Raw genomic sequence first — 24,497 nt, 5'->3', positions numbered from 1 at the left:
TTAAAGGGAAAATTGAAAATGAGTCCGGTACAATACCGAACTCATTTTGAACAAGTTGCCTCATGAAATAACTGTGTCTAACTTTTAGGGGTCACTACACATTGCCTGTGGGGTCTCAGCTTTCCCTCTATTTCCCGCAGGAGTCGAGTGTCTTCCGCTCCATTTCACTATTCTTTTCATATAAGGGTTCAAATCACACAAAAAACCGAATGATTAGATGCTAGAACTCCTAATCATTATCATTCGGATAAATCATTAGCTAAAATACTTATGTCCCAACCTCTTTCATCATTTTACTCATCTAATTCCTCTAGTCGTTTGATCATTCGTTGACTATGTTTATCCTCGGGATTTGTCTTGTACGCTTTTAATGCCTCAGTAAATTTCTTATCTAACAAAAGTTGGTCGGCTTCAGTTAGTGTTCTCGTTTTTAAGTAAAAAAAGGGAAGATGACCGATCGTATCATTACCTAAGCGGTAGCCGTTGCTTCTCGTCAGTAATTCATCATTTTCATCGAAAGCGTCAACAGACCAAGAAAAGCGGTTGTTTGGGTTGGTGAAAGCGAGTAATGTAATGGGATCAACAGAATTTGGATCATCACCTGACATAGAGAGTCCAACGGTATGGTTATATAAGTCTTCCACTGGCACATCTATTTCGTTTGTTGCAATATGTGAGCGAAAGGGACTACTTATCGAACCAGATCCATCATCTATAACGACAGCGAGATGTAGTTGATAATAGGCAGCCTCCTTTACCGGTTCCCAAGAAAAATGCACCGTGTCCGTTGTGATTTTTTTCTGATTAACAGGTGAATTAATCTCAATTAACGGACGAAGCGTGATATCCTTCGTGACTTCAAGCTGATCGCCAGCTGTTAGCCAATCATCCATCGTAGAAGGATACGTCCATCCATCAATCTGATCGAAAGAAAACCCAAGAATCACTTGATAACGTCCTGATTCAACAAAGTTCCATTCATAAAAGCCATCTTTATCTGTCGTCGTAAAATAACGTTCGTCCCCAATAGCGCCATAATGAATGTCTGATTCATTTCTCAAAATAACGCCAACATTGGCCGCAGGTTTGCCGTCACTATACATAATTCTACCTTTTACGGTACTAGTAGTCGGGTTATTGATGCTACTTTCTATTCGATCCTTAAGTGATACCAATGACTCGTATACGTCAGTCGTATATTCTGACTCTATTGTGTCATCATTCCCTTCAGCTTGTTTATATTCATTTAAAATGACATTCAGTTGTTCACGAGCTTCTTGCAACTTCCCTTGTTTCATCGCGATTTCTACTTGTCTTTGCCCGATTTTAGCGTGCCAATAATAATCGCCTTTCTCCAGATTTTCATCAAATGTCTCTAACAGTTGGTTTGCTTCTGTATATTCTTTGTGGTTAATGGCAAAGTCAACCCGTTCTAGTTGTAAATTATTATAATAGAGACTATAGGAGCTAGCGGCACGTTCTGACGCTTGATCCAAAGTCTGTTTAGCAAGGTCGGACTGATTCATCTCTTCATAATAGGACGTAAGCTGTTTGACGGCTAGAACGAAGTAATCATCAATAGGTCCTTCTTTTACATATTGCTTCAGATAGGGTAATTTTTCTTTCCATGTAAAGTGGATGGTCGGTTGATCTAATTGCACCTCTGAGTAAGATGGCCCAGCAAAGACATTAAACCGCTCAACTGGTTGTATGAGCATATATTCTTGAATGATGTTCCATTTTTGCGTCTCAAAAACTGTATCATCTTCAAGTGTTTGCAGTAAGGCAACCTTAGCCTCAGAATGTCCTTGGTCAGCTTGTTTTTTCGCATTATAAATATTCCATTGTGGGATAATCAAAAAAATCATCGTAGCAATAAGCAAAAGAAAGGCAACAACCAGATAGACGAGCTGCTTCACTTGTAGTTTAATTTTCATATTTCTTAACCAGCTTTTCAAAATCTTCTTTCCAATACACGTTGCCCCCGATTTTAATCGTCTCATTGTTTTCCCTCGTCGTGTAACTGATCTCGTTGCCGACAAAAGTTAAACCGGACAGCAATACAATCATCATCCCAAAAGCTGCAACCGGAAGGAGGGGAATCTCAATCTCCTTATGCCAAAGGGAGTTCAATCTTTGTTTCCAGGTTGGTTTGCCCATTCGGTCCAGTACATTTCTTTGCTTGGTGAAACGAAGGTGTTCTAACTCCTTTTCGAGTTGTTTTTTCATATGCCGATACTCCCTTCAGGAAGAATTTCTTTTAAAAGCAGGCGTGCCCGCTTTAACTTGGACTTGACTGTGTTCTCATTGGTTTTCGTAAATAAGGCGATGTCTTTAATCTTCATTTCGTTAAAGTAAAATAATGTAATGACTTCACGATATTTATAGTCTAATTGTTGAATGCTAGTGCTGATGCTCTCATGCCACTCAGAAAATAGCAGAGCATTTTCAGGATTCAATGTCTGACTATCTGCTTTTGTTCTCTCAATCAAATCAAGAGGGGCAAGCAGCACTTTCCAACGCGATTTCCTCATTTGGGAGCGGCAGCGATTAAGAAGAATGGTCGTTAACCAACTTTTCAACTTCTCTTCATCCTCAAGCTGATCTATCTTTTGAAAAGTGATCACAAACGTATCCTGAACCGCCTCTTCTGCCAACTGATAATCCTTCAAAAGCAAGAAAGCGGTCCGTAGCAGATATTCCCCATACGCAGCCATCACTTCTAAATACGCCTCATCTTCTTTCTGTTTCAAACGCTCTACAAGATGCAAAAATACCGCCCCTCCTCTCTGGTAAAATCGAGTATAATACATAGATGCTAAAAGGCATGGAAAAGTTGCAAAAAGAAGGAAAAATTTTTCAGACAACAAAGAGGACCATCAATAAGTCAGCACACTTTATGGTAAACTAGGGGAAGAAAAAACAGCTCGGAAGGAAGGCCCAGTATGAACATCACAATCGTATCCGTTGGCAAACTAAAAGAAAAATACTTAAAACAAGGCATCGACGAATATAAAAAACGCTTAAGCGCCTACGCCAAACTAACCCTAATCGAAGTACCAGACGAAAAAGCCCCAGAATCCATGAGCGCTGCCGAAATGGAAGAAGTCAAACGCAAAGAAGGCGACCGCATACTCGCCCACATCGCCCCAGACACCTTCGTCATCACCCTAGAAATCCAAGGCAAAATGCTCACCTCCGAACAACTCGCAAAGAAACTAGACGACCTCGCCACCTATGGTAAGAGTAAGATTGCTTTTATTATTGGGGGGTCGCTTGGGACTAGTAAGGAAGTGGAGAGTAGGAGTGATCTCGCGTTGAGTTTTTCGAAAATGACGTTTCCGCATCAGTTGATGAGGTTGTTGTTGTTGGAGCAGATTTATCGGGGGTTTCGGATTAATCGGGGGGAACCTTATCACAAGTAAGTGCAGTTTATAAAGATTTTAATTTACAAACTGAGAAGTATAAAAAAGTCGAAACTAAGAATAGACTAAGTGGATTTATTACTTTTATTTAAAAGTAGGAAAAATTAAAATTACTGCAATAAAGAATATTCAGTTGGTACTCAACTGGATTGAAAGCGATATTAATCTATTGTAAATTCAAAGTATTAATAGAATGGCTTCAACATATATAAGTGCACAAGATCTTCGTCAGTTTATTCATCTCCCATCCTGTATAAATTAATTGCTTCCCGTAATGAATGTAGCAAATGTTGCTCTGTTTTAATAACTAATGAATTTTTAAAATTATTCAATTCTACAGTTTGGATGAAAAGCATCTATTTGGTACGTATTTTTGAAAAAGCGCTGAGTTGAAAAATACAGGGGTGGAAATGAGTAATGTGGTCAGGTTCGAATTTATAATTTGTTTATATTTGCGATATAAGGAGTTTAAAACTGCCTTTCATAATGGAGTATAAGAAATTGAAAGGGAGAGGATAAATATGAATTAAAAATTTAAATTTGCAACATTGGCGATTTTTAGCTCATTAACCATTTTGGCGGCATGTAGCGACGAGACAGCAACGGAGATGGAGACAACTAATTCGACGGAAGAGGTTGAGCCAACAGCACAAGTTGAGGAGAAAAGCCAGTTTACAAAAGGTCAGGAAATGATGAATCTATTAAGTAGTACAAATTGGCAAGGGACAAAAGTTTATGATCAAGATAACAATGATTTAACAAAGGAAAATGCAAACTTTATTGGCTTGGCTAAATATGATTCAGAAACAGGGCACTATGAGTTTTTTGATTCAGCAACAAAGGAGACACGTGGAGATGAAGGTACATTCTTCGTGACTAACGATGGAGAGAAGCGAATTTTAATTTCTAATACGATGCAATATCAAGCTGTTGTGGAGATGACGGAACTTAGCGAAGATATTTTCACATATAAGCGCATGGGGAAAGATGCAACAGGCAATGATGTAGAAATTTTTGTTGAACATATTCCATACGAAGAAACAGAGTTAGCCTTTACAAATCCAGCGCAAACTTTAACGACCACGACAGGGGCGATATTGACGGACGTTGATGGTGATGAAGTTTTAGGCGAAACATTATGGCAAGGGACAAGGGTGATAGATGATCAGGGGAATGATTTGACAGAGCAAAATGTCAACTTTATTAGCATTGCCAAATATAACTCAGCAACAAATCAATATGAATTTTTCAATGTTGAATCAGGAGAGAGTCGGGATGATTTTGGTTACTTTGATGTGATTAATAGTAACAAAATGCGAGCACATGTATCACTAGGTGAAAATAAATATGGGGCTACTCTAGAACTGACAGAATTAAACGATAACAAGTTCACGTATAAGCGTATGGGCAAAGATGCAACAGGCAATGACGTAACTATTTTTGTTGAACATGAGCCGTATAACGGAGAATTTAATTTAAATTTTAGTTTTTAACAGGTAATATTTGAATATGCTTGATTTCTCTTTAGAAATCGGGGAAGGTGGTCACTATGACAATAAAAAATCGATTTCTCATTTCATATATTGGTGGTATTTTTATTGCGAGTGTCTCCATTCTCATGATTTTATGCATTGCTTTTTACGTAACGACAGGATTTGTACCAACTCCGAAAACATTATATGAATCCTTTACGAAGCAACGTTCCCTGAGTCCAGAAGAAGAGCTTGCTTACGTAGAATTACGAGATATAGCCAAAAGTACGCCGGACCAACTATTAGAAGAGGATATGCGAAATAAATTACAGCAATTAGAGCATCAGTCTCTCGGCCTTGTAATTCGTAAGGAAGAGGATATTTTATATTATTCGGAGGAGCTAGTCGAAAGGTCCCTTATTGTCCATTTTCCTGATTTTGATACAAATAATATTGAAACAAAGGGTACAGTTGATAACGCAGGTAGAATGTACCGTTACATTAAATTTGATTTTTATTACAGTGATCAGACTAAAGGTAGTATACTCGTGTTGAAGAAAGAAAATAGTTTTTTAGAGTTTCTGACTAGATGGGGACTGCTTATTATTTTGATCATTATGTTCGTTTCGGTTGCAGTTATGCTTTTTTTAAATCATCAAATTCGCAAATCAATCATCAAGCCTATTGAAAGCTTAGGGCAAATAATGTCCAGCATTCGGGACAGTGACATGATGATGCAGGCACCTACTTTGCCGGGAAATACTGCAAAAGAAGTCCAACAGCTGACCGCAAATTTTGAACGAATGCGAGAGGCATTACTTGCTTCTATTGAGGAGAAGCAAAATCTGGAAAATAACCGGAAGGATTTAGTAGCGAGTATTTCACATGATTTGAAAACTCCGATTACCTCTATTATTGGTTATGTGGAGGGTTTGCAAGAGGGTGTTGCTGAAACACCGGAAAGGCAAGAAAAGTATTTAAAAACAATCCATTCAAAATCACTTGCCCTAAATCATTTAATAGAGGAGCTTTTTCTCTATTCAAAGCTTGATGCAGAGTCAGTGCCATTTCGTTTTGAACGCACTTCATTGCCAGATTTTCTAGCACATGTAGTAGAGGAGTTTCAATTATCGAATCGACAGGTTCACATTAACTTGCAAGTTTCTGAGGAAGTGTATGTGCAGGTTGACCGAATGCATATGAACCGGGCGATTACGAATTTAATTGAAAATAGTATAAAGTTTCAAATGGATAAGGAGCCATTAGCTATTGTTGTGGAGGTGATTGTTTTGCATCGTTTTGTGCAATTAAATATCAAAGATAACGGGCAAGGAATTTCAGAGGAGAAATTGCCATATGTATTCGATCATTTTTATCGCGGGGAGGAAGCGCGAACATCGACAACGGGCGGCAGTGGATTAGGACTAGCGATTGTGAAGCAAATCGTTGAAAAACATAAAGGTCAGGTGAAAGTTCAAAGTACGTTAAATGTAGGTACAACTGTAACCATTGTGTTGGAAAAGTCTTAAAGGAAGTGTTGAGAAATGGTAGCTTCACGAATTTTAATTATTGAAGATGATATAAGTATTGCGGAATTGCAACGAGATTATTTAGAAATTCATTCTATTGAAGCAGATATTGTAACAGATGGTTTTGAAGGGATGACCCGTGCATTGAAAGAAGAGTATGACTTAGTCATTATTGATTTAATGCTACCTTCGATGAATGGCTTTGAAATTTGTCGTCGTATTCGCGAAGTGAAAAATATATCGCTTATGATTGTATCAGCAAAAAAGGAAGATATCGATAAAATTCGAGGGTTCGGTTTAGGTGCGGATGATTATATAACAAAACCATTTAGTCCTAGTGAGTTGGTTGCACGTGTTCAAGCACATATGAAACGCTACAAACAATTAACAAACGTGGGACAACGGATGGAGTTTATCGAAATGGGTAATATTGTTGTAGATAAAGCTGCACGTAAAGTTTTTGTACTCGGCAACGAGATTACTTTTACAACCAAGGAGTTTGATTTACTCGTATTTTTTATGGAACACCCGAATCGTGTATGGACGAAGGAACAGCTTTTTCGCCAATTATGGTATATGGATGATTTGGATGGTGATGTATTCACTGTTGTTGTACATATCGGGCGCATTCGTGACAAATTAAAAAAGGGGAAACTATCAGATCTACCGATTGAAACCATTTGGGGCAGCGGTTATCGTTTTAATCATACAATCACTCCTTGGGAAGAGAGGTTTTAATTTGAAATTTATTATAGGGCTTTTGCTTGGATTTTTATTCCTAGTTACAGGCTGTAATAATGAGGAGGAAAGGGAAATGGCACATCAATCTGGTGAATTACTTCAAGCTGTTGAAGCTAATAATCTTGAAAAAGTACAGGATATTTTAAAAGATACTTCTTATCTAATTAATGAAACCAATGAAAAAGGCGAAACCCCGTTGTTAATTGCTACTCATAAAAATTATATTGAAATCGCAAAAGCTCTTATTAATGAAGGGGCAGATGTTAACAAACAAGATGTGCTCCAAGATAGTGCTTATTTATATGCAGGCGCACAAGGAAAAACGGAGATTTTAGCTTATATAATTGAAAACGCAAAACCTGATCATCAAGTATACAATCGCTATGGTGGCAATGCATTAATTCCAGCTGCTGAGAAAGGACATTTACCTAATGTAAAGTTACTTTTAGCAGATGGGAAGGTGGATATAAATCATCAAAATAACTTTGGTTATACAGCCTTAATTGAAGCAGTCGCATTAACAGATGGTTCAAAAGTATATCAGCAAATTGTACAGGAATTGTTAGTTTACAATGCTAACAAAGAGCTTCGTGATGACAATGGTATGACGGCATTGGATTATGCTAAAGATAGAGGATACACAGAGATGATTGAGTTGTTGGAGAAATAGATTATTACTATATCAGTTGAAAATAAAGACCACACTTAGGTTATTAACGGAAAATCGTATGATAAGTATCAAGACCACCCTATTCTTATACTATAAAACAATAGCACACTATACTTATTTGTTACTTTAGAAGCCATTCCCTCCCAATTGAATGGCTTTTTTATTATAGTATAATATATACAAATAATTGGATTGATCTGTAAACGGAGTGAAGAAATGATTGAGCAACTTATTATTGAACTATCAAAACGAATAAAATACATAAGCATCCTGATCTGCCTTATTTTGTTCTTTTAGATGAGATTTTGTACGGGTTGAATATTATTTCAGTGATCTTCTCAGTGTCATGGAGAGTCGAAGGTTGGAGGATGGGAAGATGGTTACTTTTGCTTAACATTGGATCAACTGCAACCCAATCATTAAACCTGTAGGCTACGGTGTGGCTGCCTATATGCAGACCACATTAAATCATTTGAAAGAGTCGACAGAGCTCCCAGAACTATTTATGAGATCAAAAGAAGAAAAAACTCTCTGGAGAATGCTAAGAAGGGTCTCCGATAAAATATCTATTGAACTGGACTCAGTAGAAATCGATATAGCAACTAAGGTAGAGGAATACAGGATTAAGAATGTTTTAATCAAAATCAATAAAGACAAAAGGGAAGTGTCTCTGATAGGGAAAGATGATCAGAAAACAGTTAGTCTAGATACTTTACAAAGGAATCCTTCTTTTGTTTTTAGGGAGTTGGTTGGTTTGTTAGGGAGGGAATCATAAACACACCAATCAACTCTGTTTCAACGTGAATTGGAAGGGAAGTGAGAAGAAGCATTACCACTATTAGTAGGAAACTTCTTCTCTTTTTTTGCACTTCTAATGGATTGTCAGGTTTATCTCCAAAATGAAATTTTGTCAGTACTTAATCGAATGGATTCGTATCCAGCTACTTTGGCTTTACCAATTGAAAGGATCATGACGGGAGTATATCGTTCTTCATCCAATTCAAAAGTTTTTGCTAGCTGATCTGCTTCAAATCCCGCCATTGGATTTGTATCATATCCGTGCGCACGAGCTACTAACATTAATTGCATTGCAAAGAGACTACTATCGATTTTTGCAATTTCAACTTTCATTTCTTTTGATAGTGTTGGGTAGATTGATAGAATGGTCTCGAGTTGGCTATTTCTCACTTCAGGCGGCATTTTCCCTTGTTCTACAGCTGTATTAAATATTTCTTCTGCATACAAATAGCTTTTTGTATCACCAAAAATTAATAACATGGCAGAAGAAGTATCATTTTGTAATGTATTGAAACGTACAAGAGGTTTAAGTTTTTCTTTTCCTTCGGGAGTATCTACAACAACTACACGCCAAGATTGCATATTTGCAGAGGATGGCGCCAAACTAGCTTCCGCAATAATCTCGCTTAACTCTTCTTGCGATATTTTAAAATCTTCATCATAATGACGAACAGAACGCCTTCCTTTGACTATATCGACGAAATCGTTATTCAGAATATGGTTGAACATAAAATCGCTCCTTTTGATAACTTTAGATTATTTTGACATTTTATATGCCATTGGTTATCATAAGCACATTATGAACTATGAACCTAGGTTTATAGCAATAAAAAAAGAGGTCATATGATGAAAATAAATGAAGTTTCGAAATTAACGGATTTGCCCATATCCACATTAAGATTCTATGAACGCAAAAATCTAATTCCTGACTGTTATATTGAGCGAGATGTAAATAATTATCGCGTATATGCTGAAGAAATTGTGGAGTACCTTGAGGATGTAAAAGCACTTCTATGCGCAGATTTTTCAATAGAAGAGATAAGTATGATGGTCAATCAACAAATGAACTTATCATACGATGAAAAGAAAACAATCGTTGAACAAAAAATCAAAGAAATAGATGATATCAGGAAACAATTAACCAAATCAAAAAAGTTTTTGCAGGACATTTTGGAAGGGAAAGCAGCGTTTCAGACGAAATGTTGAGAAAATTGTTTTTTCTCAACAATTAAAAGGCACCAAAATGGAAGACCAAGATAAACTGTTACAGTTAAAAAATACTGATGATAAATTTAGTAGATAGATTGCATTATAATTGGTATGTAATAACTAATTACCTTTAAAGATATCTGTCTTTTGTTTTTAGAAAATTGAGTTGTTTTATTATGCATAAGCGAAGAATTTGAGGAGAAAGGCTAGTTGGTGATGACGAATCACTGCAAACATTATAAATAAGAAGAGGGTCTTTTAATATAATACTTCATCAGTTTATTTAAAGATCCCCCTTCATCTTAATAAGAATATGAGGGAGAAGGGGATAACAGTAGATGTCATCACTTATTCACAGGATACTTCTTCCCGTTCTTCACAATCTTATCCTCTATAATCTCTTTTACATCTAAGTTTAAGTCAGAACATAACATTAAGGAGTAAATTAGAACATCTGCGATTTCCTCGCGAATATTTTCTCCATTTTCTTTGAGTGCTTTTTCGCTGCTGATCCATTGGAAATCTTCTAGTAGTTCAGCTGCTTCGATAGAAATTGAGATGGCAAGGTCCTTTGGGTTGTGATATTGTCTCCAGTTCCTTTCATCTCTAAAATCGTTAATGGTGTTGATTAAGTTCCTAATATCGCTCATAAATTAATTTCCCCTTTTTAAGTCAAGTAGTCTCTGTCTTAATTTAGGATCTGTGGCGTAAATATATAATCCATGGATGCCTCGCTTCATTAGTACATTAATAGAATTTAAGATAATTTCTTCTTTAATTTCTTGATTTTTTTCAGGCAGTAAATCCGTTCGTGAAATAAATGCTCCGGTATCTTTATATTTCAAAGGATCAATGACTAATTTCCTTTGTTCGACATCGTAGCTCACCGATGGACCAAGGACAACGCCAACGTAATTTAAGTCAAATCCTTGTACAGTATAAATGGAGCCAACTTCCTTAATAGAATTTGGGTTTTCTGCCCATGTTGTACTATCTTGGGTGCTATTCCAAGGCATATTGATTCCATTTTCATCAACTATATAAGTATTACCGTCTTTTTTATGTAAATAATCAAAGGTTGAGACAATACGAGAAAGACCGAGTTCTTTGTTTTTCTTTTTAATAGCTGTTTTGAACGTACCTGGATCTTCGAAAAATTTAAGCTCGAAGGTTGAGTCATTTTCTATTGGTAACGGTAGAATCTTTTTTGCAACAAAATTGTCAATCCACTTAATTGTTTCTGGATTAGCATTCATTCTCATTTGATCTTTAAGTACTAACGTCTTAGCGTTATATTGTCTAGTGATTTCTGCTAGTAATCGATCATTCCAATAACTCTTAATCTTCAAAACTTGGTTTGGGTCAAAGATAACAATGGTGATTTTACTACGTTTTATGATTTCATCTAATTGGTTTTGGTAGCGAAAATTGTTATAAGAATCTTCCTTTGTAAGAAGCAAATGCGCTTCGTCTATTAAAACGATATCTGCTATTTCTTGCGCCCTTGTCTTTTCGTTAATAAACGGTGTCGGTTTCATCAGATTCTTTTTCTTCAAGTTGGGTAGACTGTTGGCAATGCTTTTATATGTCTTCAACATCTCAGTGTGATTCACCAGCAAATAATTGTCTGTTCCATATAATAAAGAGCTATCATCTTTGGCTAGATCCTGAATGGTATTAAACAGAGAGCTTAAAAGAACACTTTTACCAGTCCCCGCGTCACCTTCAATAGCAAAAACATGATTCCCGTTCTTCTTAATATTTTCATTACAAAATTTGAGAATTTCATTTTTAATATCGAGTTGTTGAGGGTTAAGCTCTTTATATGGAGAAAGTTTATAAATATCTTTATTCCTTAGGTTTTCAACAGTATCACTTACGATTTTTTCTTCTCTAAGCTTCTCCCAAATCATTTGGAAGAGTTCTTCATTATAGAAGGATTTCTGATAATAATTATGCATGACCCTAGAACGTGTTTGACTAACATTTTGCAATTGATAGTGGTTATCAGCAATGAAATAGTTAATTAAGTTCGACTCAATATTGTAGGTCGCAGACTGATTGAATTTTTCATGTCCAATTAATATAGAATGGCTCAAATTTTTCCGTTTTTTATCTTCTCGATGCTTTTTCAAACGTCGTGAAGCTTGAACCGTCTGTCCAATATAGGCGGACGGTCTCTTTTTCTCGTTATATAGTATATATAAAATAGGATAGTTATTTAGGTGCAGTGTCTTTACAGCATTTACATGATCACGAGTAAAACTTATCTTTTCAAATACTAATCCATTCATGTTTTTATCCTCAGTATGTCTTTTTTTATATAGTATCATATATTACAAATCAATTGTTATATATTGGGGGTACAGTATTTGTGAAGGTATGTTAGGTTAAATGATGATTAACTATATATACGACACATTAAAAAACCATGAAAATTATGGATGAAATGCCGATAATTTTGATAGATAGGTTATTCCAAATACTGGATCGTTATATCCTGCTAAAAGGGTTTAATAAGTTTTTAACAAATATTTGATAATGGGAGTGAGAAGTTGAATAAAAGGGAAGATATCATAAATGCCTGGATTACAATAGAGCAGCTTTCTGAAGGTGATATTAATAAAAAAGACAAATCGCTAAAGCTGTTACATAAAAAGGAAGATGACTGGCATTATTTTTTCTCAGCCTTTTTAATTAAACAAAAAGAACAGCAAAATGTCTCAGAAAAGCAATTTAAAAAGTCAGGATTAGTATTTTATTTTGATATTTTTAATTTTCAAGAAGTTGTTGATATTTTAAGGGAAAAATACAAGATTGCTAATACATATGAAGAGGTAAGTAACTCAGATAAATTTACTTTCTCATTATTTTTTGATAATCAATTAAATTTCATAGCAGACAAATTGTTTTTTACTATGAGTGGCTATATTCATCAGCATGGTGTTTTGCCTGAAGATATTTTAAAAGTTGAAACCTCATTTAGAGAAAACTTGGTTAGGAAATTTCACGAAGATTTTAATGTCGCGATTTCCGAACTTTTACAAAAGTATCATGTATCCGAAGAGAACTTCCGCTATGCATTTGTGAAAAACTTAGATAATGGAGATGTCAATTTACATTCATTCTTTATTGAAGATCTAACCAAAGCAAAGACAATAACTAATGAAAACTTGAATCGATTTTTTAATGGTTTTTCTGGATATAGGAAAAATTTAGACGGGAATAAAAAATCAATTCACTTTAACTCAAATATTTTTGAGACAATCTTACAACCTAAATTTTATCCATTAGGGCGTTTCCCCAGTAATCCTGATTTTTCGCTTTCATTTATGCAACAAGTTGCTGTAAACCTTGCTTTAAATGATAAAAATGATATTCGAAGTGTTAATGGGCCACCAGGGACAGGGAAAACTACGCTCTTAAAAGACATATTTGCTGATTTAGTAGTACAACAGGCAGCGGAAATTATCAAGTTTCCTGATAAAACTATTCAAGGAAATCTAGTTTATTGGAAAAATGCAAGACTTGGAACATTACCCCAATCGATTTCAGATAAAAACATGATTGTTGCAAGTTCAAACAATGGGGCAGTCCAAAATATTGTGATGGAGTTACCAAAGAAAGAGGAAATTGATATTGCATTTCAAAAACAACTAGAGGAAGCGAATTATTTCAAAGATGTCTCTAATTCTAAATTGGACGGTAAAGGTTTCGGGAAGAATCGCGAAATTGAAAGTGAACTTTTAAATGATGAAAATTGGGGTGCATTTTCATTAGAAGGTGGTACGTCAAAAAATATTAATAAGTTACTTTTAAATATTGAAGTAATTGAAAAAGATCTGGAAGAAAATTATCAAGCAAATACAAGTGTAAGTGTATATCAAGAGTTCTTACAAAAATATGAAAAGATAAAAATTGTAAGAGAGAAAATACAAGAGTATAGTGAGAAAATATATTCTCTCAAAAAATTAAAAAATAAACATAAAGAGCAATCCATCGCTTTTGAACAGGAGAAACAAAAAAGAGAATCGATTTTGGAATCACAAGATAAAGAAGCTAGGCTTGAACTAGAAAGAAATAACCATGAAAGTGTAAATCTGCAAAAAGATTTATCGGATATTGTCATTGAACTTGATAACATTGCTAATATGTATACTCAAGCAGAACGGAATTATGATGTTGTTATTTCACAAAAGCCAAGTTTTTTATGGGTTCAAAAGATATTTAAAAAGTCAAAAGTTGAACAATATTCAAGAGAACTCAATAATGCGAATGATCTTTTAAATGATCTTTCTCAACAGAAAACAAAAATTTTGAACGATCGCAAACTACTAGAAAATAGGAAAAAGGATAATGAGATAAAAGCTGAGAAGATTGAAAGAAAAATTCGGATCATTCAAGATGACTTCAAAAAATGGATGACTACTCAACAAAATAATATTAAAAAAATCGAAAATGAAATTAAGCTATTGGAAGAACTTAAGTTTCAAAGTGGAATAAGTGAACTGGATTTTTCACTCCCGTATGATGAACTACAAAAGTCTAATCCGTGGTTTACAAGGCAATTTCGAGTTTTACAATCAGAATTATTTATTTCTGCCTTGAAAGTTAGAAAGCAATTCTTGTATGAAAACAGAAAAAACTTAAAAGCTGCTAGGATTATTTGGAATAAGCAGTCTGAATACATAGGGAAACAGAATGGGTATCAGTTAATTTCAGAATCATGGCAATGGTTGAATTTCGCTATCCCTGTTGTTAGTACTACATTTGCTAGTTTTGGAAGAATGTTTAAAAATATGAATGAAAACTCAATTGGTAATTTATTTATCGATGAAGCTGGTCAAGCTTTACCACAAGCGAGTGTTGGTGCAATATTAAGAAGTAAAAAAATTATGGTTGTTGGGGATCCGTCACAGATAAAACCAGTAGTGAGTTTAGATTCAAATGTATTGACCTTGATTGGAAGACATTACAAAGTTGACGAGAAATTTGTTGCTGCTGATGTTTCTACTCAAACTATTGTGGATGACACAAGTCAGTATGGATTCAAAAAAAATGATGATGAATGGATAGGCATACCACTTTGGGTACACAGGCGTTCAAACTATCCAATGTTTACGATTTCAAATGAAATATCTTATGATGGGTTAATGGTACAAGGGAAACCTGAAGAAAAGTCAAATGGTAAATCAAAGTGGTATCACTCAACTGGGAAAGCAAATGATAAATTTGTTAAAGAACAAGCTGATTTATTGAAAAATTTAATTATAGAAGGTTTGCAAGAAAGTCCAGCATTAGCAGACGATATCTATGTTATAACTCCTTTTAGAAATGTGGCATATAAACTTGCACGTGTATTAGATGAGATTAACTTCACGAAACGGGAAAATGGAAAAATAGCCAATATCGGGACTGTTCATACTTTTCAAGGTAAAGAAGCAAAAATTGTCTATTTTGTTCTTGGAGCTGACTCAAATAGCAGTGGGGCAGCAAGGTGGGCTGTTTCTGATCCAAATATGATGAATGTTGCAGCTACACGAGCAAAAGAGGAATTTTATATTATTGGAGATAAAAAATTATATGCATCCCTTGGTAGTGAAGTGGCAAATAAAACAATTTCTATTATTGATGATTATAATGAAACTAGAACAAAAGTTTTTTGACCAGAGAAAAAACCGAATTCTTAATCGAGAATCTTCATTCGGATTTCGAGTTAGCTCTGATTTTCTTTGTTTTAATTGTTTATCAAATCACCTTTCGGTTTTATAGTTGTGTCATGTAGTTATGTCCCACCTCTTTGGAATAATCATATTATGATTCAATCTTTCCCCCTAAAACAGAAGTGTGGATGTTTGGTTATTGATATATGGAAAATGAATAGCCCTTTTGTTATAAAACTACGCATTCTACTTAGGGGTGAAAGTGCAGGGTATTAAAGTTTTAAATTCAATGAAATAGATGGATAGAATTAGTATCATTTTTTGAGGAACACCTATAACTAACAATTTCTATACTCAGGATTAGTTGATGATGTTCTTAAAAGATATTTTTGGAATAGTAGTTAAAGACAGAAAAGAGGGGTACCGACATGAACAAACGCGACTACCTAATAAAGACTTTCTCAAGAACAAAAAGAAAAGACTATGAAAACTATATTTTAACGGCGATTTGGCATAAGTTAGACAATATGAATATTAAGCCGGTAAGCCAACAGTATGTGAAGCGGCAAAATGGCCGATATGCTTTGATGGACCTTTATTTTCCCCAATTAAAGATAGGGATAGAAGTAGACGAAGCCTATCATCTAAATCATCATACAGAAGACAATTTACGTATGGATGATATTATTTCGGCGGTTTATGAGGAATCCATTGAGGATTTTCAAGTGTATAGAATGGATGCGACGAAATCTATAGATGAGATAAATGCTAGAATCCACGAGGTCGTATCTATTATTAAAAATAAAGCGGCGGTAGTGAAAACAACATTGAATTGGATGACATATGAAGAAGAATTAAGCGAATTAAAACAAAAAGAATATCTCTCTATTCACGATAATGTGCAATTCAAGGACATAAAAGATATCGCCAATACTGTATTCGGTAAGAATGCTAAGAGGTATCAATTGAGCTATTTTCGAGTGATAGATAAAACCTGGTTATGGTGTCCGAAACTCTCCATCGTAGAAAACGGGGATACAAAATCAGTTGCCAGCGGTTGGTTAAATCTATTGGCAGAAGATTGGACTTACATAGATGAATCTCACCAGGACGTTGCCATCGCCAAAGAAAGAACAAAAAATTATATGGAAGAAATGAATGTTGGCCGAGAAAGAGCAGTATTTGCAAAATACAAAAATAATCTCGGCTTTAATAGTTATCGATTTGTAGGTGTCTTCAAAATTTCAGGGGTTTCACCTGATAATGACGAGTTTCTTAGGTATGATCGTATAAGTGAACGGGTTAGAATTGTTTAATTGTATTTATAGAAGTGGTCAGGTGGGGGAAGGAGTATAATTGTATATTCCCCCATTTAATCCCAATCCTTATAATCGTTTATTATAGTTTTCTATTCACCAACGACTGATCAAAAAAAGCCAAAATCATCTCTAATAACGTTGTGATTGTTATATTTCCACCCTCCATCCCATGGTCAGCGCCTTTAACAGTTAGAAGCGCAGCATTAGGGAGGTTTTCATATATTAATCGGGCTTGAGAGACCGGAACGATTTTATCGTCTTCACCATGTATGATTAAAAAAGGTATGTTCTTGCTTTTGTCGTTGATGTATGGGATAGGGTTTGTTTTTTTGGCAAGTTCCGCATTTTTTTGAACGGTTATTTCTCCAATAAGTTTGGCTTCATGAGAATTTTCTAGATCATGCCATCCGCCCATTTTGAGTATATCAATAGGGGCTGAAACTGTAACTACACAATTTATATGAGTCGGGTAATGAGGATGCCCTGATCCTCCTTCTAATTCATCATTTCCAATAGATGTCGCTAAAAGAGCTGAGAGGTGTCCGCCTGCGGAGTGTCCCCAAACCCCTATTTTTTCAGGATGAATATGGTAGTTTACATGATTAGCTCTTAACCAGCGGACGGCTGCTTTACAGTCATGAATTTGCGCGGGGAAAATTGCTTCACCACTCAATCTATAATTGATGTTGATGACAAAATAACCATTCTTAGCAAAATATGAATTCCATTCTCGACCACCTACTCCAGCTTTATCTCCACTGGACCAACCTCCACCATGAATATAAATGATTACCGGCATTGGTTCATCTGGAAGTTTGGTAGGGCGAATAATATCTAACATCAACGGTACCCCATTTACTTTACCGTATTCAATATCTTCAATAAGTACAGTAGTCATGAAAGCTCGCACTCCTCACTCTTTAACAATATAATCCGGAAACGCCCGCTTCAAAGAATTCTCCTTCGCACCTTCACTAGATTCCACATGTATGAAATGATCATTTAAATAAAGGCTGTAAGTTCCTTTAGGAATATTGTTCATTTCCTCGAGGTCACTTATCACTTGTGTAAAAATCTCTTCACTAGGTTCTGCTTGTTGCTCTTTCATAAACAATTGGATATTAATTTGGAAGTTTTCTTTATCAAATAAGCTTTCCTCATACGCATCTCTTAGCGTTTCAATATTCGAATCAGGGTTTTGTAAATAAAGGTCATACACGGGTTTGATGGCGGCATCATCAGGGTCAGTAGAAATAAAATAATAAGGCGTCATAAAGCCATGTCCACCAACATTTTCAAGCGCTGCTTCTGTTTTACCAACCACTTCTCCTTCTGCAACCAATGACTCAAAGTAATCATCAAGCTTCTTGAACTCATTGCTAAAAATCATATGATATAACCCGCCCTTCATAGCGTTTTCTACTTGAAAGGCTTCGGCTGAAATATGCTCGGTCATTACTTTCTTTTCTTTTTCATCAATTGGTACAACAGCGTATGTATAAAAATGAGGTTCACCCACCGATTCCACAAAGACCGTGGCGGCATCTAATGCTCCGACTACATTGTGCACTACGACTTCGGTTTGGTAGTTTTCTTGAAAAAGTGCGACTGCGGCCTTTTCAATTTGTTCTCGATGATCTTCGGCAATCTGATCGGTTTCTTTTCCGTATGGTAAGGCATAGCCTTCACCGTTGTATTCCGCCACACTTACTAAGGCGTCATCAGAAGCATTTGTCTCACTCGTGTCAGTTGGATTAGAACATCCACCCAACATGATGATTATTCCCAGACAAAAAAGAGAAATCTTAAAGATAGGAACCATTTTTGTTTACTCCCTCCAAAAAGATCTTCCTTTTATTGTAGCGAAGAAAGTTAGATATTTACAGATTCGTAGGTGAAAAATTACCCTTTTTATGCAAAAATAGGAGATATGGAATAGGGGAACGAGGGGAGATTGTATGAAGAATAAGGGGATTTTTATTACCACTGTATGGCTTTTATTAGTGCTTATGATTTCGGCTTGTGGAACTACTGGTAATGAGACACATAAACAGTTGGATACGGAACAAACAAAACAAGTCCCTACCCAAAGCGAAAAAGAACAGCCTCCAATCACTCATAATGAGAATTCTTTAAAAGAGACGTATATAAAAGAATTCAATCGTATGCAAAAAGAGTTGGAAGAAGTAAAACCAGCGGATGCATCCACTTATGCAATGAAAAAAGTAGAGGGTGATCGATATGATGCTTGGGATGCGTTGTTGAATGAAGTTTATCAAGTGTTAGAGGAGGAACTTTCAACAGAAAAGATGGCTCATTTAAGAGAAGAACAACGAAATTGGCTCAATGAAAGAGATGATACGGCAAAAAATGCGTCATTAAAATTTGAAGGTGGAACACAGGAACAGCTAGAATATGTATCCGTCCTCGCCAATCTTACTAAAGAAAGGTGTTACGAGCTAATCAATACCTATTTGTAGTAGTAGGCCAAAAACTCCCTATACCCATCCTACGATATATCTGCTTTAATTAGTATAGTAGTGCAAATTGTTTGAAGTAGGTAAAGAATCGAGGAAGAGAAGTTGAAAAAGTTCAAGAAGTTTTATTTGGAGATTACGAGTGTTTGTAATTTGGCTTGTAGTTTTTGTCCGCCGACAGAACGGGCGAAGCAGTTTATTTCTTTGGAAGATTTTGCGAAGCGGTTGGATCAGATTAAGCCGCATACGGATTATATTTATTTGCATGTGAAGGGTGAGCCGCTGCTTCATCCGAAAATTGGGCAGTTGCTTGATATCAGTCACGAAAAAGGCTTTAAGGTCAATATTACAACCAATGGGACGCTCATTAATAAGAAGAGGGAGAAGTTATTGAACAAGCCGGCTCTAAGGCAGATGAATTTCTCACTTCACAGTTTTGATGGCCATATAGGTTCGGAGGATAAAGAAGGATATGTAAAGAGTATTCTTTCGTTTATTAAGGAAGCGACGAGTCAATCGGAGCTGATTGTGTCACTAAGGCTATGGAACTTGACGCAGGATAATGCGACGAATTTGGAGAAAAAGCGAAATAGAGAAGTGCTGGAAATCATTGAAAAAGAATTTAACTTGGATTATCGCATTGAAGAAAAGGTCGTACCTGGTAGCGGTGTGAAAATTGCTGATCGTATTTATATTAATCAAGATTATGAATTTCAGTGGCCCGCTCTTCATGAAGAAGAGGATGATGGCAAAGGCTTCTGTTACGGCATGCGTAATCAAGCGGGCATCTTAGCCAATGGTACCGTAATTCCATGCTGTTTAGATGGGGAGGGTATCATCAATCTCGGCAATATTAATGAAAATTCTTTTTCGGAGATTATTGAAATGGATCGAGCAAAGAATCTCGTTGATGGCTTTTCGCGAAGAGAGGCTGTCGAGGAATTATGTAGGAAATGTGGGTATCGTAAACGGTTTGGGAAATAAAAAGGGAATCTAGGTTAGCCTAGATTCCCTTTTTTACCATTCCTTAGGCTCATAATTCAACTCTCTAAACAATTGATTCTTCTCCTTCTTAGACAAATCGCGCCATTGTCCAGGCGGGAGGGAACCTAAGTTGATATTCATGATGCGAATCCTTTGTAAACGTAATACGTCGTAGCCGAATTCAGCACACATGCGGCGAATTTGGCGGTTGAGACCTTGTGTTAAAGTGATTTGAAAATCAAATTTGGATAAGGGGACGATTTTACAAGGTAGGGTAGTGGTCCCTAAGATTTTCACACCTTCTGACATCTGCTTCACGAATTCAGGCGTGATCGGTTTGTCGACAGAAACGATATATTCTTTTTCATGCTGGTTTTCCGCACGTAAGATCTCATTCACGATATCACCGTCATTGGTCATTAAGATTAAGCCCTCTGAGTCTTTATCTAAACGGCCGATATTAAATATGCGTAATGGGTGATTCACGAGGTCGACGATATTCCCTTTGACACCCTTTTCGGTTGTGCTCGTAATCCCTACAGGTTTATTGAGCGCAATATAAACATTATTTCTGGCTACACGGATTTGATTACCGTCTACACGAACGTCATCGCCGGGTTCGACTTGAGTACCAATCGCAGCACGTTTCCCATTAATGGTGACTCTCCCGTCAGCAATTAATTTATCCGCTCCTCTTCTAGAAGCCTTTCCTGATTCACTAATATATTTATTAAGGCGCATATTGCCACATCCTTTTTAAATGATTCGTTAAGTACTAACTATACTTATTTTAAGGAATAATCACAAACGTTTCTGCTATTTTTTTTATTAAATGCTTCGTTTTTCTTATCGTTCTACATAAGGTGTTTACTGAATTTGATACTAACATAAACGCAAAAGAGAAGTATGATAGATTAAGAGTGTCACAAAACAAGGAAACTAAAGGACCCAATTTGTTTATGTAAGAAAGGTGGGTTGTTTTGCTAAAAATACTACGTTATGTCTTATCTGTAGTTACTCTCTTATTTGCTACATATGGAGTAGTGACCGAAGATTTTACGTTTGTGGGTATCATGATTTTATTCTTAAGTCTTACTATGTTGGCTTTGGGTATCGAAGCATTTAAGAAAGAAGAGAAGGGAATGGGCGTATTTCTCATTGTTGTATTTTTATTTTCCTTTTATGTATCCATTGAAAGACTCTTATGAAGTTAGAGCCTATAAAATATTTTTTTCCATTTACCAACCATTTTAAGATTATAATGGAAAGAAAAAGGTTGGAGATGATGGTTATGTCGAACACGGTTTCCCTTAGAAAAGGAGCAAATATCCAACTTCCAAAAGAGGGATTAGTTACAATCGAGGTTAAATGGCAAGGAGAGGTTGAATTAGACATTAGCGCTTTCCTAGTTACAGGGGACGGTCATGTACCTTCGGATGATTACATGGTTTTTTATAACCAAAAGAAAGATCCGGAAGAGAGTGTCTTTCTGCAACAAAATAAAGAGAAGCTAGTTGTGTTTACCATAAATTTAGACAAACTATCTTCAGTAATTCAAAGCTGTTCGTTTACCGCTACGCTTGATGGGCAGGAATCATTTCGTACGGTTCAAGGACTAGCCATTACTGTTAATAGTCCTCAAGGAATGGTTCATTATGAGGTAGATGATGCGACAGAAGAGCGGGCGCTAGTACTTGTGGAGGTCTATCGCTATCAGTCTTACTTTAAATTCCGCGCAATAGGAAGAGGGTTTAATGGTGGGTTAAAGCCTTTAGCTGAATCGTTTGGTGTAAAGGTAGCGGAAGAAGAGGCGCCTTCTGTTCCGGAACAAAAGCCCACACCATCAAATGCACCCATTCATCTATCCAAAATTGATTTGTTAAAGAAGAAAGTAACCATTTCTTTAGAAAAGAAGAAAATACAGCAAGTGAGAGCACGGGTAGCGGTTGTATTTGATGCTTCTGGGTCGATGTCACTTTTATATGAAAAAGGCGTGGTACAGCGCGCATTCGAACGTGTTCTAGCAGTTGCTGCATGTATGGACGATGATGGTGAATTAGATGTGTGGTTTTTCGGTTCTAAGTCTATGCGGGCAAATAGCGTAACAGAAAAGGATTATGAGGGTTATATTGAGAGAACTTATCCTCGTCCCAAAATATTTAGTGGGCTAGGAGTAGGAAATAACGAGCCTGTGGTGATGAAAGATGTCATTAGAAATATGTAAAGGAAGACCCTCGCAGTGATTTACCTACATACATTATCTTTTTTAGTGATGGCGGCATTTATTTGGATCATAAGATATCAAAAATCCTTATTGATTGTTCCAAGGAAAACTTATTTTGGCAATTCGTCGGCATTGGCAATGCCAATTATGGTGTACTACAAAAACTGGATCAATTACCTGGAAGAGTCATTGATAATGCCGGTTTCTTCGCATTGGATGATTTAGATAAAATTACAGATGATGAATTATATAATCGGTTATTAGATGAGTTCCCATCATGGCTGACATCAGCTAAACAACATGGCATGATTCAATAAAGTGATCGCGTTTTGAGGGTTGGATTATGTGTATGAACAGACCGTTTTTCTTTTTCGTATTTGGATACTGTATAATAGAAGTTTATGAACGAGAATAATAAGAAAAAAATGAGGTTTTTCACATGACCAAAAAGAGTTTTTCAGATTATCCATTAAGCAATGAGATGATAAAAGCGTTGGATAGTTTAGATTATCATACACCAACAGAAGTACAAGCAAAGGTGATACCGTTAATACTTGAGAAGATTGACCTTGTGGTGAAATCACAAACAGGGAGCGGGAAAACGGCTTCTTACGCTATTCCGATTTGTGAGTTAGTCGATTGGCAGGAAAATAAGCCGCAGGCGATTGTCTTGACACCAACAAGGGAACTGGCGGTACAGGTGAAAGAAGATATCATCAATGTTGGCCGTTTTAAACGGATTAAGGCAGCAGCAGTCGTTGGTAAACAACCGTTTCATATCCAAAAGAATGAGTTAAAGCAGAAAGTGCATGTTGTCGTTGGTACGCCTGGGCGTGTGCTTGATCATATTGAAAAGGGTACGCTCGCGCTCGATGAAGTGAAATATTTAGTCATTGATGAAGCCGACGAAATGCTTAATATGGGCTTTATCGAACAAGTTGAAGCGATTATTGACGAGATGCCGAAACAGCGGAATACGTATCTTTTCTCAGCTACGCTACCTGACCGCGTAAGAACGTTATCACTTGATTATATGAAAACTCCTATAGATATTGAGGTCAAAGCTAGCGGGCTGACCACAAAGCAAATAGAACATAGTCTTTATACGGTATCAGAAAACGAGAAGTTGTCATTGTTAACGGATGTGACAACTATTGAAAATCCAGATAGTGCGATTATTTTCTGTCGAACGAAGGAGCGCGTTGATACACTTTGTGACGAGTTAACCGATAAAGGGTACGATTGTGATATGATTCATGGAGGTATGGAACAATACGATCGTTTAGAAGTAATGGAAGACTTCCGCAGAGGCGAATTTCGTTACTTAGTTGCAACGGATGTCGCGGCAAGAGGAATTGATATTGATCAAATCACGCACGTTTTTAATTATGATATTCCGTTAGAGAAGGAAAGCTATGTGCACAGGACAGGAAGAACAGGGCGAGCAGGACATCACGGTAAGGCGATTACCTTTGTGACACCGCGTGAAGATAAATTTCTTAAAGAAATAGAAGCATATATTGGCTTCCAAATCCCAGCATCTGAAGCGCCTTCGAAAGCGGCAGTGTCAGCGGCGAGGCCGGCATTTTTAGAAAAGCTGAACAGCGAACCACCATTAAAAGAGGCGAAAAGCGAAAAGTTAAATAAACAGATCATGAAACTCTATTTCAATGGCGGTAAGAAAAAGAAACTTAGAGCAGTCGACTTCGTTGGAACCATCGCTAAAATAGACGGTGTCACCGCCGATGACATAGGGATTATTACTATCCAAGATACGGCATCCTATGTAGAAATTCTAAATGATAAAGGTCCGCTTGTGTTGGAAACAATGAAGCATACAACTGTCAAAGGAAAGCAATTGAAAGTCCATGTGGCGAGGAAATGAACGGGTAGAGAAGTGAAGAATCTTTGGGATTCTTCACTTTTTTTATGATCTATAAGAAGAAGGATGAACAAAAGGGCTTTGGGCGTAAAGAGGAGGTGCGC

24 protein-coding genes are annotated in these 24,497 nt (G+C 36.4%); 15 read left to right on the top strand and 9 right to left on the bottom strand.

The window, feature by feature from the left end; genetic code table 11:
* Window positions 1-293: 293 nt before the first annotated feature.
* The 3 genes from U9M49_RS12630 to U9M49_RS12620 are packed head-to-tail and all read right to left on the bottom strand — an operon-like array spanning window position 294 to window position 2,771.
* A complete protein-coding gene (locus tag U9M49_RS12630; RefSeq protein ID WP_322909911.1) occupies window positions 294-1,937 on the bottom strand; it encodes a carboxypeptidase-like regulatory domain-containing protein in 1,644 nt (547 codons plus the stop codon).
* The gene (locus tag U9M49_RS12625) at window positions 1,927-2,229 is read right to left on the bottom strand and encodes a hypothetical protein (RefSeq protein WP_307319009.1); all 303 of its coding nucleotides are present in this window, start codon (window positions 2,227-2,229) and stop codon (window positions 1,927-1,929) included. The genes U9M49_RS12630 and U9M49_RS12625 overlap by 11 nt, the downstream gene beginning before the upstream one ends.
* A complete protein-coding gene (locus tag U9M49_RS12620; protein WP_322909910.1) occupies window positions 2,226-2,771 on the bottom strand; it encodes an RNA polymerase sigma factor in 546 nt (181 codons plus the stop codon). Before U9M49_RS12620 ends, U9M49_RS12625 begins: the two co-directional genes overlap by 4 nt.
* A gap of 174 nt (window positions 2,772-2,945) precedes the next feature.
* Between U9M49_RS12620 and rlmH the strand changes: the two genes are divergently transcribed.
* From rlmH to U9M49_RS12590, 6 genes are all read left to right on the top strand, one after another.
* On the top strand, window positions 2,946-3,425 hold the full coding sequence (gene rlmH, locus U9M49_RS12615; protein WP_322909909.1) for a 23S rRNA (pseudouridine(1915)-N(3))-methyltransferase RlmH: 480 nt from the start codon (window positions 2,946-2,948) through the stop codon (window positions 3,423-3,425).
* 548 nt (window positions 3,426-3,973) lie between these two features.
* Window positions 3,974-4,918 carry a DUF4822 domain-containing protein gene (locus U9M49_RS12610; RefSeq protein ID WP_322909908.1) on the top strand — a complete coding sequence of 315 codons (945 nt, stop codon included), beginning with the start codon at window positions 3,974-3,976 and terminating at the stop codon, window positions 4,916-4,918.
* Between the two features lie 56 nt (window positions 4,919-4,974).
* On the top strand, window positions 4,975-6,426 hold the full coding sequence (locus U9M49_RS12605; RefSeq protein ID WP_322909907.1) for a HAMP domain-containing sensor histidine kinase: 1,452 nt from the start codon (window positions 4,975-4,977) through the stop codon (window positions 6,424-6,426).
* A 15-nt stretch (window positions 6,427-6,441) separates the two neighbouring features.
* On the top strand, window positions 6,442-7,164 hold the full coding sequence (locus tag U9M49_RS12600) for a response regulator transcription factor (RefSeq protein ID WP_322909906.1): 723 nt from the start codon (window positions 6,442-6,444) through the stop codon (window positions 7,162-7,164).
* Window positions 7,165-7,240: 76 nt separating this feature from the next.
* A complete protein-coding gene (locus tag U9M49_RS12595) occupies window positions 7,241-7,837 on the top strand; it encodes an ankyrin repeat domain-containing protein (RefSeq protein ID WP_322909905.1) in 597 nt (198 codons plus the stop codon).
* A 451-nt stretch (window positions 7,838-8,288) separates the two neighbouring features.
* Window positions 8,289-8,612 carry a hypothetical protein gene (locus U9M49_RS12590; protein ID WP_322909904.1) on the top strand — a complete coding sequence of 108 codons (324 nt, stop codon included), beginning with the start codon at window positions 8,289-8,291 and terminating at the stop codon, window positions 8,610-8,612.
* A gap of 113 nt (window positions 8,613-8,725) precedes the next feature.
* Here U9M49_RS12590 and U9M49_RS12585 read toward each other — a convergent pair whose 3' ends face one another.
* Window positions 8,726-9,364 carry a nitroreductase family protein gene (locus U9M49_RS12585; RefSeq protein WP_307318977.1) on the bottom strand — a complete coding sequence of 213 codons (639 nt, stop codon included), beginning with the start codon at window positions 9,362-9,364 and terminating at the stop codon, window positions 8,726-8,728.
* 117 nt (window positions 9,365-9,481) lie between these two features.
* On the opposite strand from U9M49_RS12585, the gene U9M49_RS12580 reads away from it, so the two are divergent.
* Window positions 9,482-9,841 carry a MerR family transcriptional regulator gene (locus U9M49_RS12580; protein WP_095371373.1) on the top strand — a complete coding sequence of 120 codons (360 nt, stop codon included), beginning with the start codon at window positions 9,482-9,484 and terminating at the stop codon, window positions 9,839-9,841.
* Between the two features lie 347 nt (window positions 9,842-10,188).
* Here the strand turns inward: U9M49_RS12580 and U9M49_RS12575 are convergent, their stop codons facing one another.
* Together U9M49_RS12575 and U9M49_RS12570 are read right to left on the bottom strand one after the other, a co-directional pair.
* A complete protein-coding gene (locus U9M49_RS12575) occupies window positions 10,189-10,494 on the bottom strand; it encodes a nucleotide pyrophosphohydrolase (protein ID WP_322909903.1) in 306 nt (101 codons plus the stop codon).
* A gap of 3 nt (window positions 10,495-10,497) precedes the next feature.
* On the bottom strand, window positions 10,498-12,138 hold the full coding sequence (locus U9M49_RS12570) for a DUF2075 domain-containing protein (RefSeq protein ID WP_322909902.1): 1,641 nt from the start codon (window positions 12,136-12,138) through the stop codon (window positions 10,498-10,500).
* Between the two features lie 261 nt (window positions 12,139-12,399).
* Here U9M49_RS12570 and U9M49_RS12565 point away from each other — a divergent pair, with 261 nt between their 5' ends.
* Both U9M49_RS12565 and U9M49_RS12560 read left to right on the top strand, forming a co-directional pair.
* Entirely contained in the window at window positions 12,400-15,510 is a 3,111-nt protein-coding gene (locus U9M49_RS12565; protein ID WP_322909901.1) for a DEAD/DEAH box helicase, read from the top strand.
* A gap of 425 nt (window positions 15,511-15,935) precedes the next feature.
* A complete protein-coding gene (locus tag U9M49_RS12560) occupies window positions 15,936-16,823 on the top strand; it encodes an AbaSI family restriction endonuclease (RefSeq protein WP_322909900.1) in 888 nt (295 codons plus the stop codon).
* 82 nt (window positions 16,824-16,905) lie between these two features.
* On the opposite strand, the gene U9M49_RS12555 is transcribed toward U9M49_RS12560, so the two are convergent.
* Window positions 16,906-17,724, bottom strand: coding sequence for an alpha/beta hydrolase (locus tag U9M49_RS12555; RefSeq protein WP_322909899.1), 819 nt, complete (start codon window positions 17,722-17,724; stop codon window positions 16,906-16,908).
* Between the two features lie 15 nt (window positions 17,725-17,739).
* Entirely contained in the window at window positions 17,740-18,600 is an 861-nt protein-coding gene (locus U9M49_RS12550; RefSeq protein ID WP_322909898.1) for a DUF1672 family protein, read from the bottom strand.
* Window positions 18,601-18,784: 184 nt separating this feature from the next.
* Between U9M49_RS12550 and U9M49_RS12545 the strand changes: the two genes are divergently transcribed.
* Window positions 18,785-19,306 carry a lysozyme inhibitor LprI family protein gene (locus U9M49_RS12545; RefSeq protein ID WP_322909897.1) on the top strand — a complete coding sequence of 174 codons (522 nt, stop codon included), beginning with the start codon at window positions 18,785-18,787 and terminating at the stop codon, window positions 19,304-19,306.
* A 102-nt stretch (window positions 19,307-19,408) separates the two neighbouring features.
* A complete protein-coding gene (locus U9M49_RS12540; protein ID WP_095371383.1) occupies window positions 19,409-20,287 on the top strand; it encodes a radical SAM/SPASM domain-containing protein in 879 nt (292 codons plus the stop codon).
* 33 nt (window positions 20,288-20,320) lie between these two features.
* On the opposite strand, the gene rluF is transcribed toward U9M49_RS12540, so the two are convergent.
* Window positions 20,321-21,028, bottom strand: a complete 708-nt coding sequence (rluF, locus tag U9M49_RS12535; protein ID WP_095371384.1) for a 23S rRNA pseudouridine(2604) synthase RluF — start codon at window positions 21,026-21,028, stop codon at window positions 20,321-20,323.
* A gap of 239 nt (window positions 21,029-21,267) precedes the next feature.
* Here rluF and U9M49_RS12530 point away from each other — a divergent pair, with 239 nt between their 5' ends.
* The 4 genes from U9M49_RS12530 to U9M49_RS12515 all read left to right on the top strand — a co-directional run bounded on the left by U9M49_RS12530 (window position 21,268) and on the right by U9M49_RS12515 (window position 24,396).
* Window positions 21,268-21,495 (top strand): DUF3953 domain-containing protein, encoded by a 228-nt coding sequence (locus U9M49_RS12530; RefSeq protein WP_281202980.1) that lies wholly within the window; start codon window positions 21,268-21,270, stop codon window positions 21,493-21,495.
* 83 nt (window positions 21,496-21,578) lie between these two features.
* Entirely contained in the window at window positions 21,579-22,511 is a 933-nt protein-coding gene (locus U9M49_RS12525; RefSeq protein WP_322909896.1) for a TerD family protein, read from the top strand.
* Between the two features lie 62 nt (window positions 22,512-22,573).
* A complete protein-coding gene (locus U9M49_RS12520) occupies window positions 22,574-22,828 on the top strand; it encodes a VWA domain-containing protein (protein WP_416337097.1) in 255 nt (84 codons plus the stop codon).
* Window positions 22,829-22,950: 122 nt separating this feature from the next.
* Window positions 22,951-24,396 carry a DEAD/DEAH box helicase gene (locus U9M49_RS12515; protein ID WP_322909895.1) on the top strand — a complete coding sequence of 482 codons (1,446 nt, stop codon included), beginning with the start codon at window positions 22,951-22,953 and terminating at the stop codon, window positions 24,394-24,396.
* The last annotated feature ends 101 nt before the right edge of the window (window positions 24,397-24,497 follow it).

Source organism: Cytobacillus sp. OWB-43 (assembly GCF_034651445.1).
Taxonomy (GTDB): Bacteria; Bacillota; Bacilli; order Bacillales; family Cytobacillaceae; genus Cytobacillus; species Cytobacillus kochii.
This window is presented reverse-complemented; position numbering and strand designations above follow the sequence as displayed.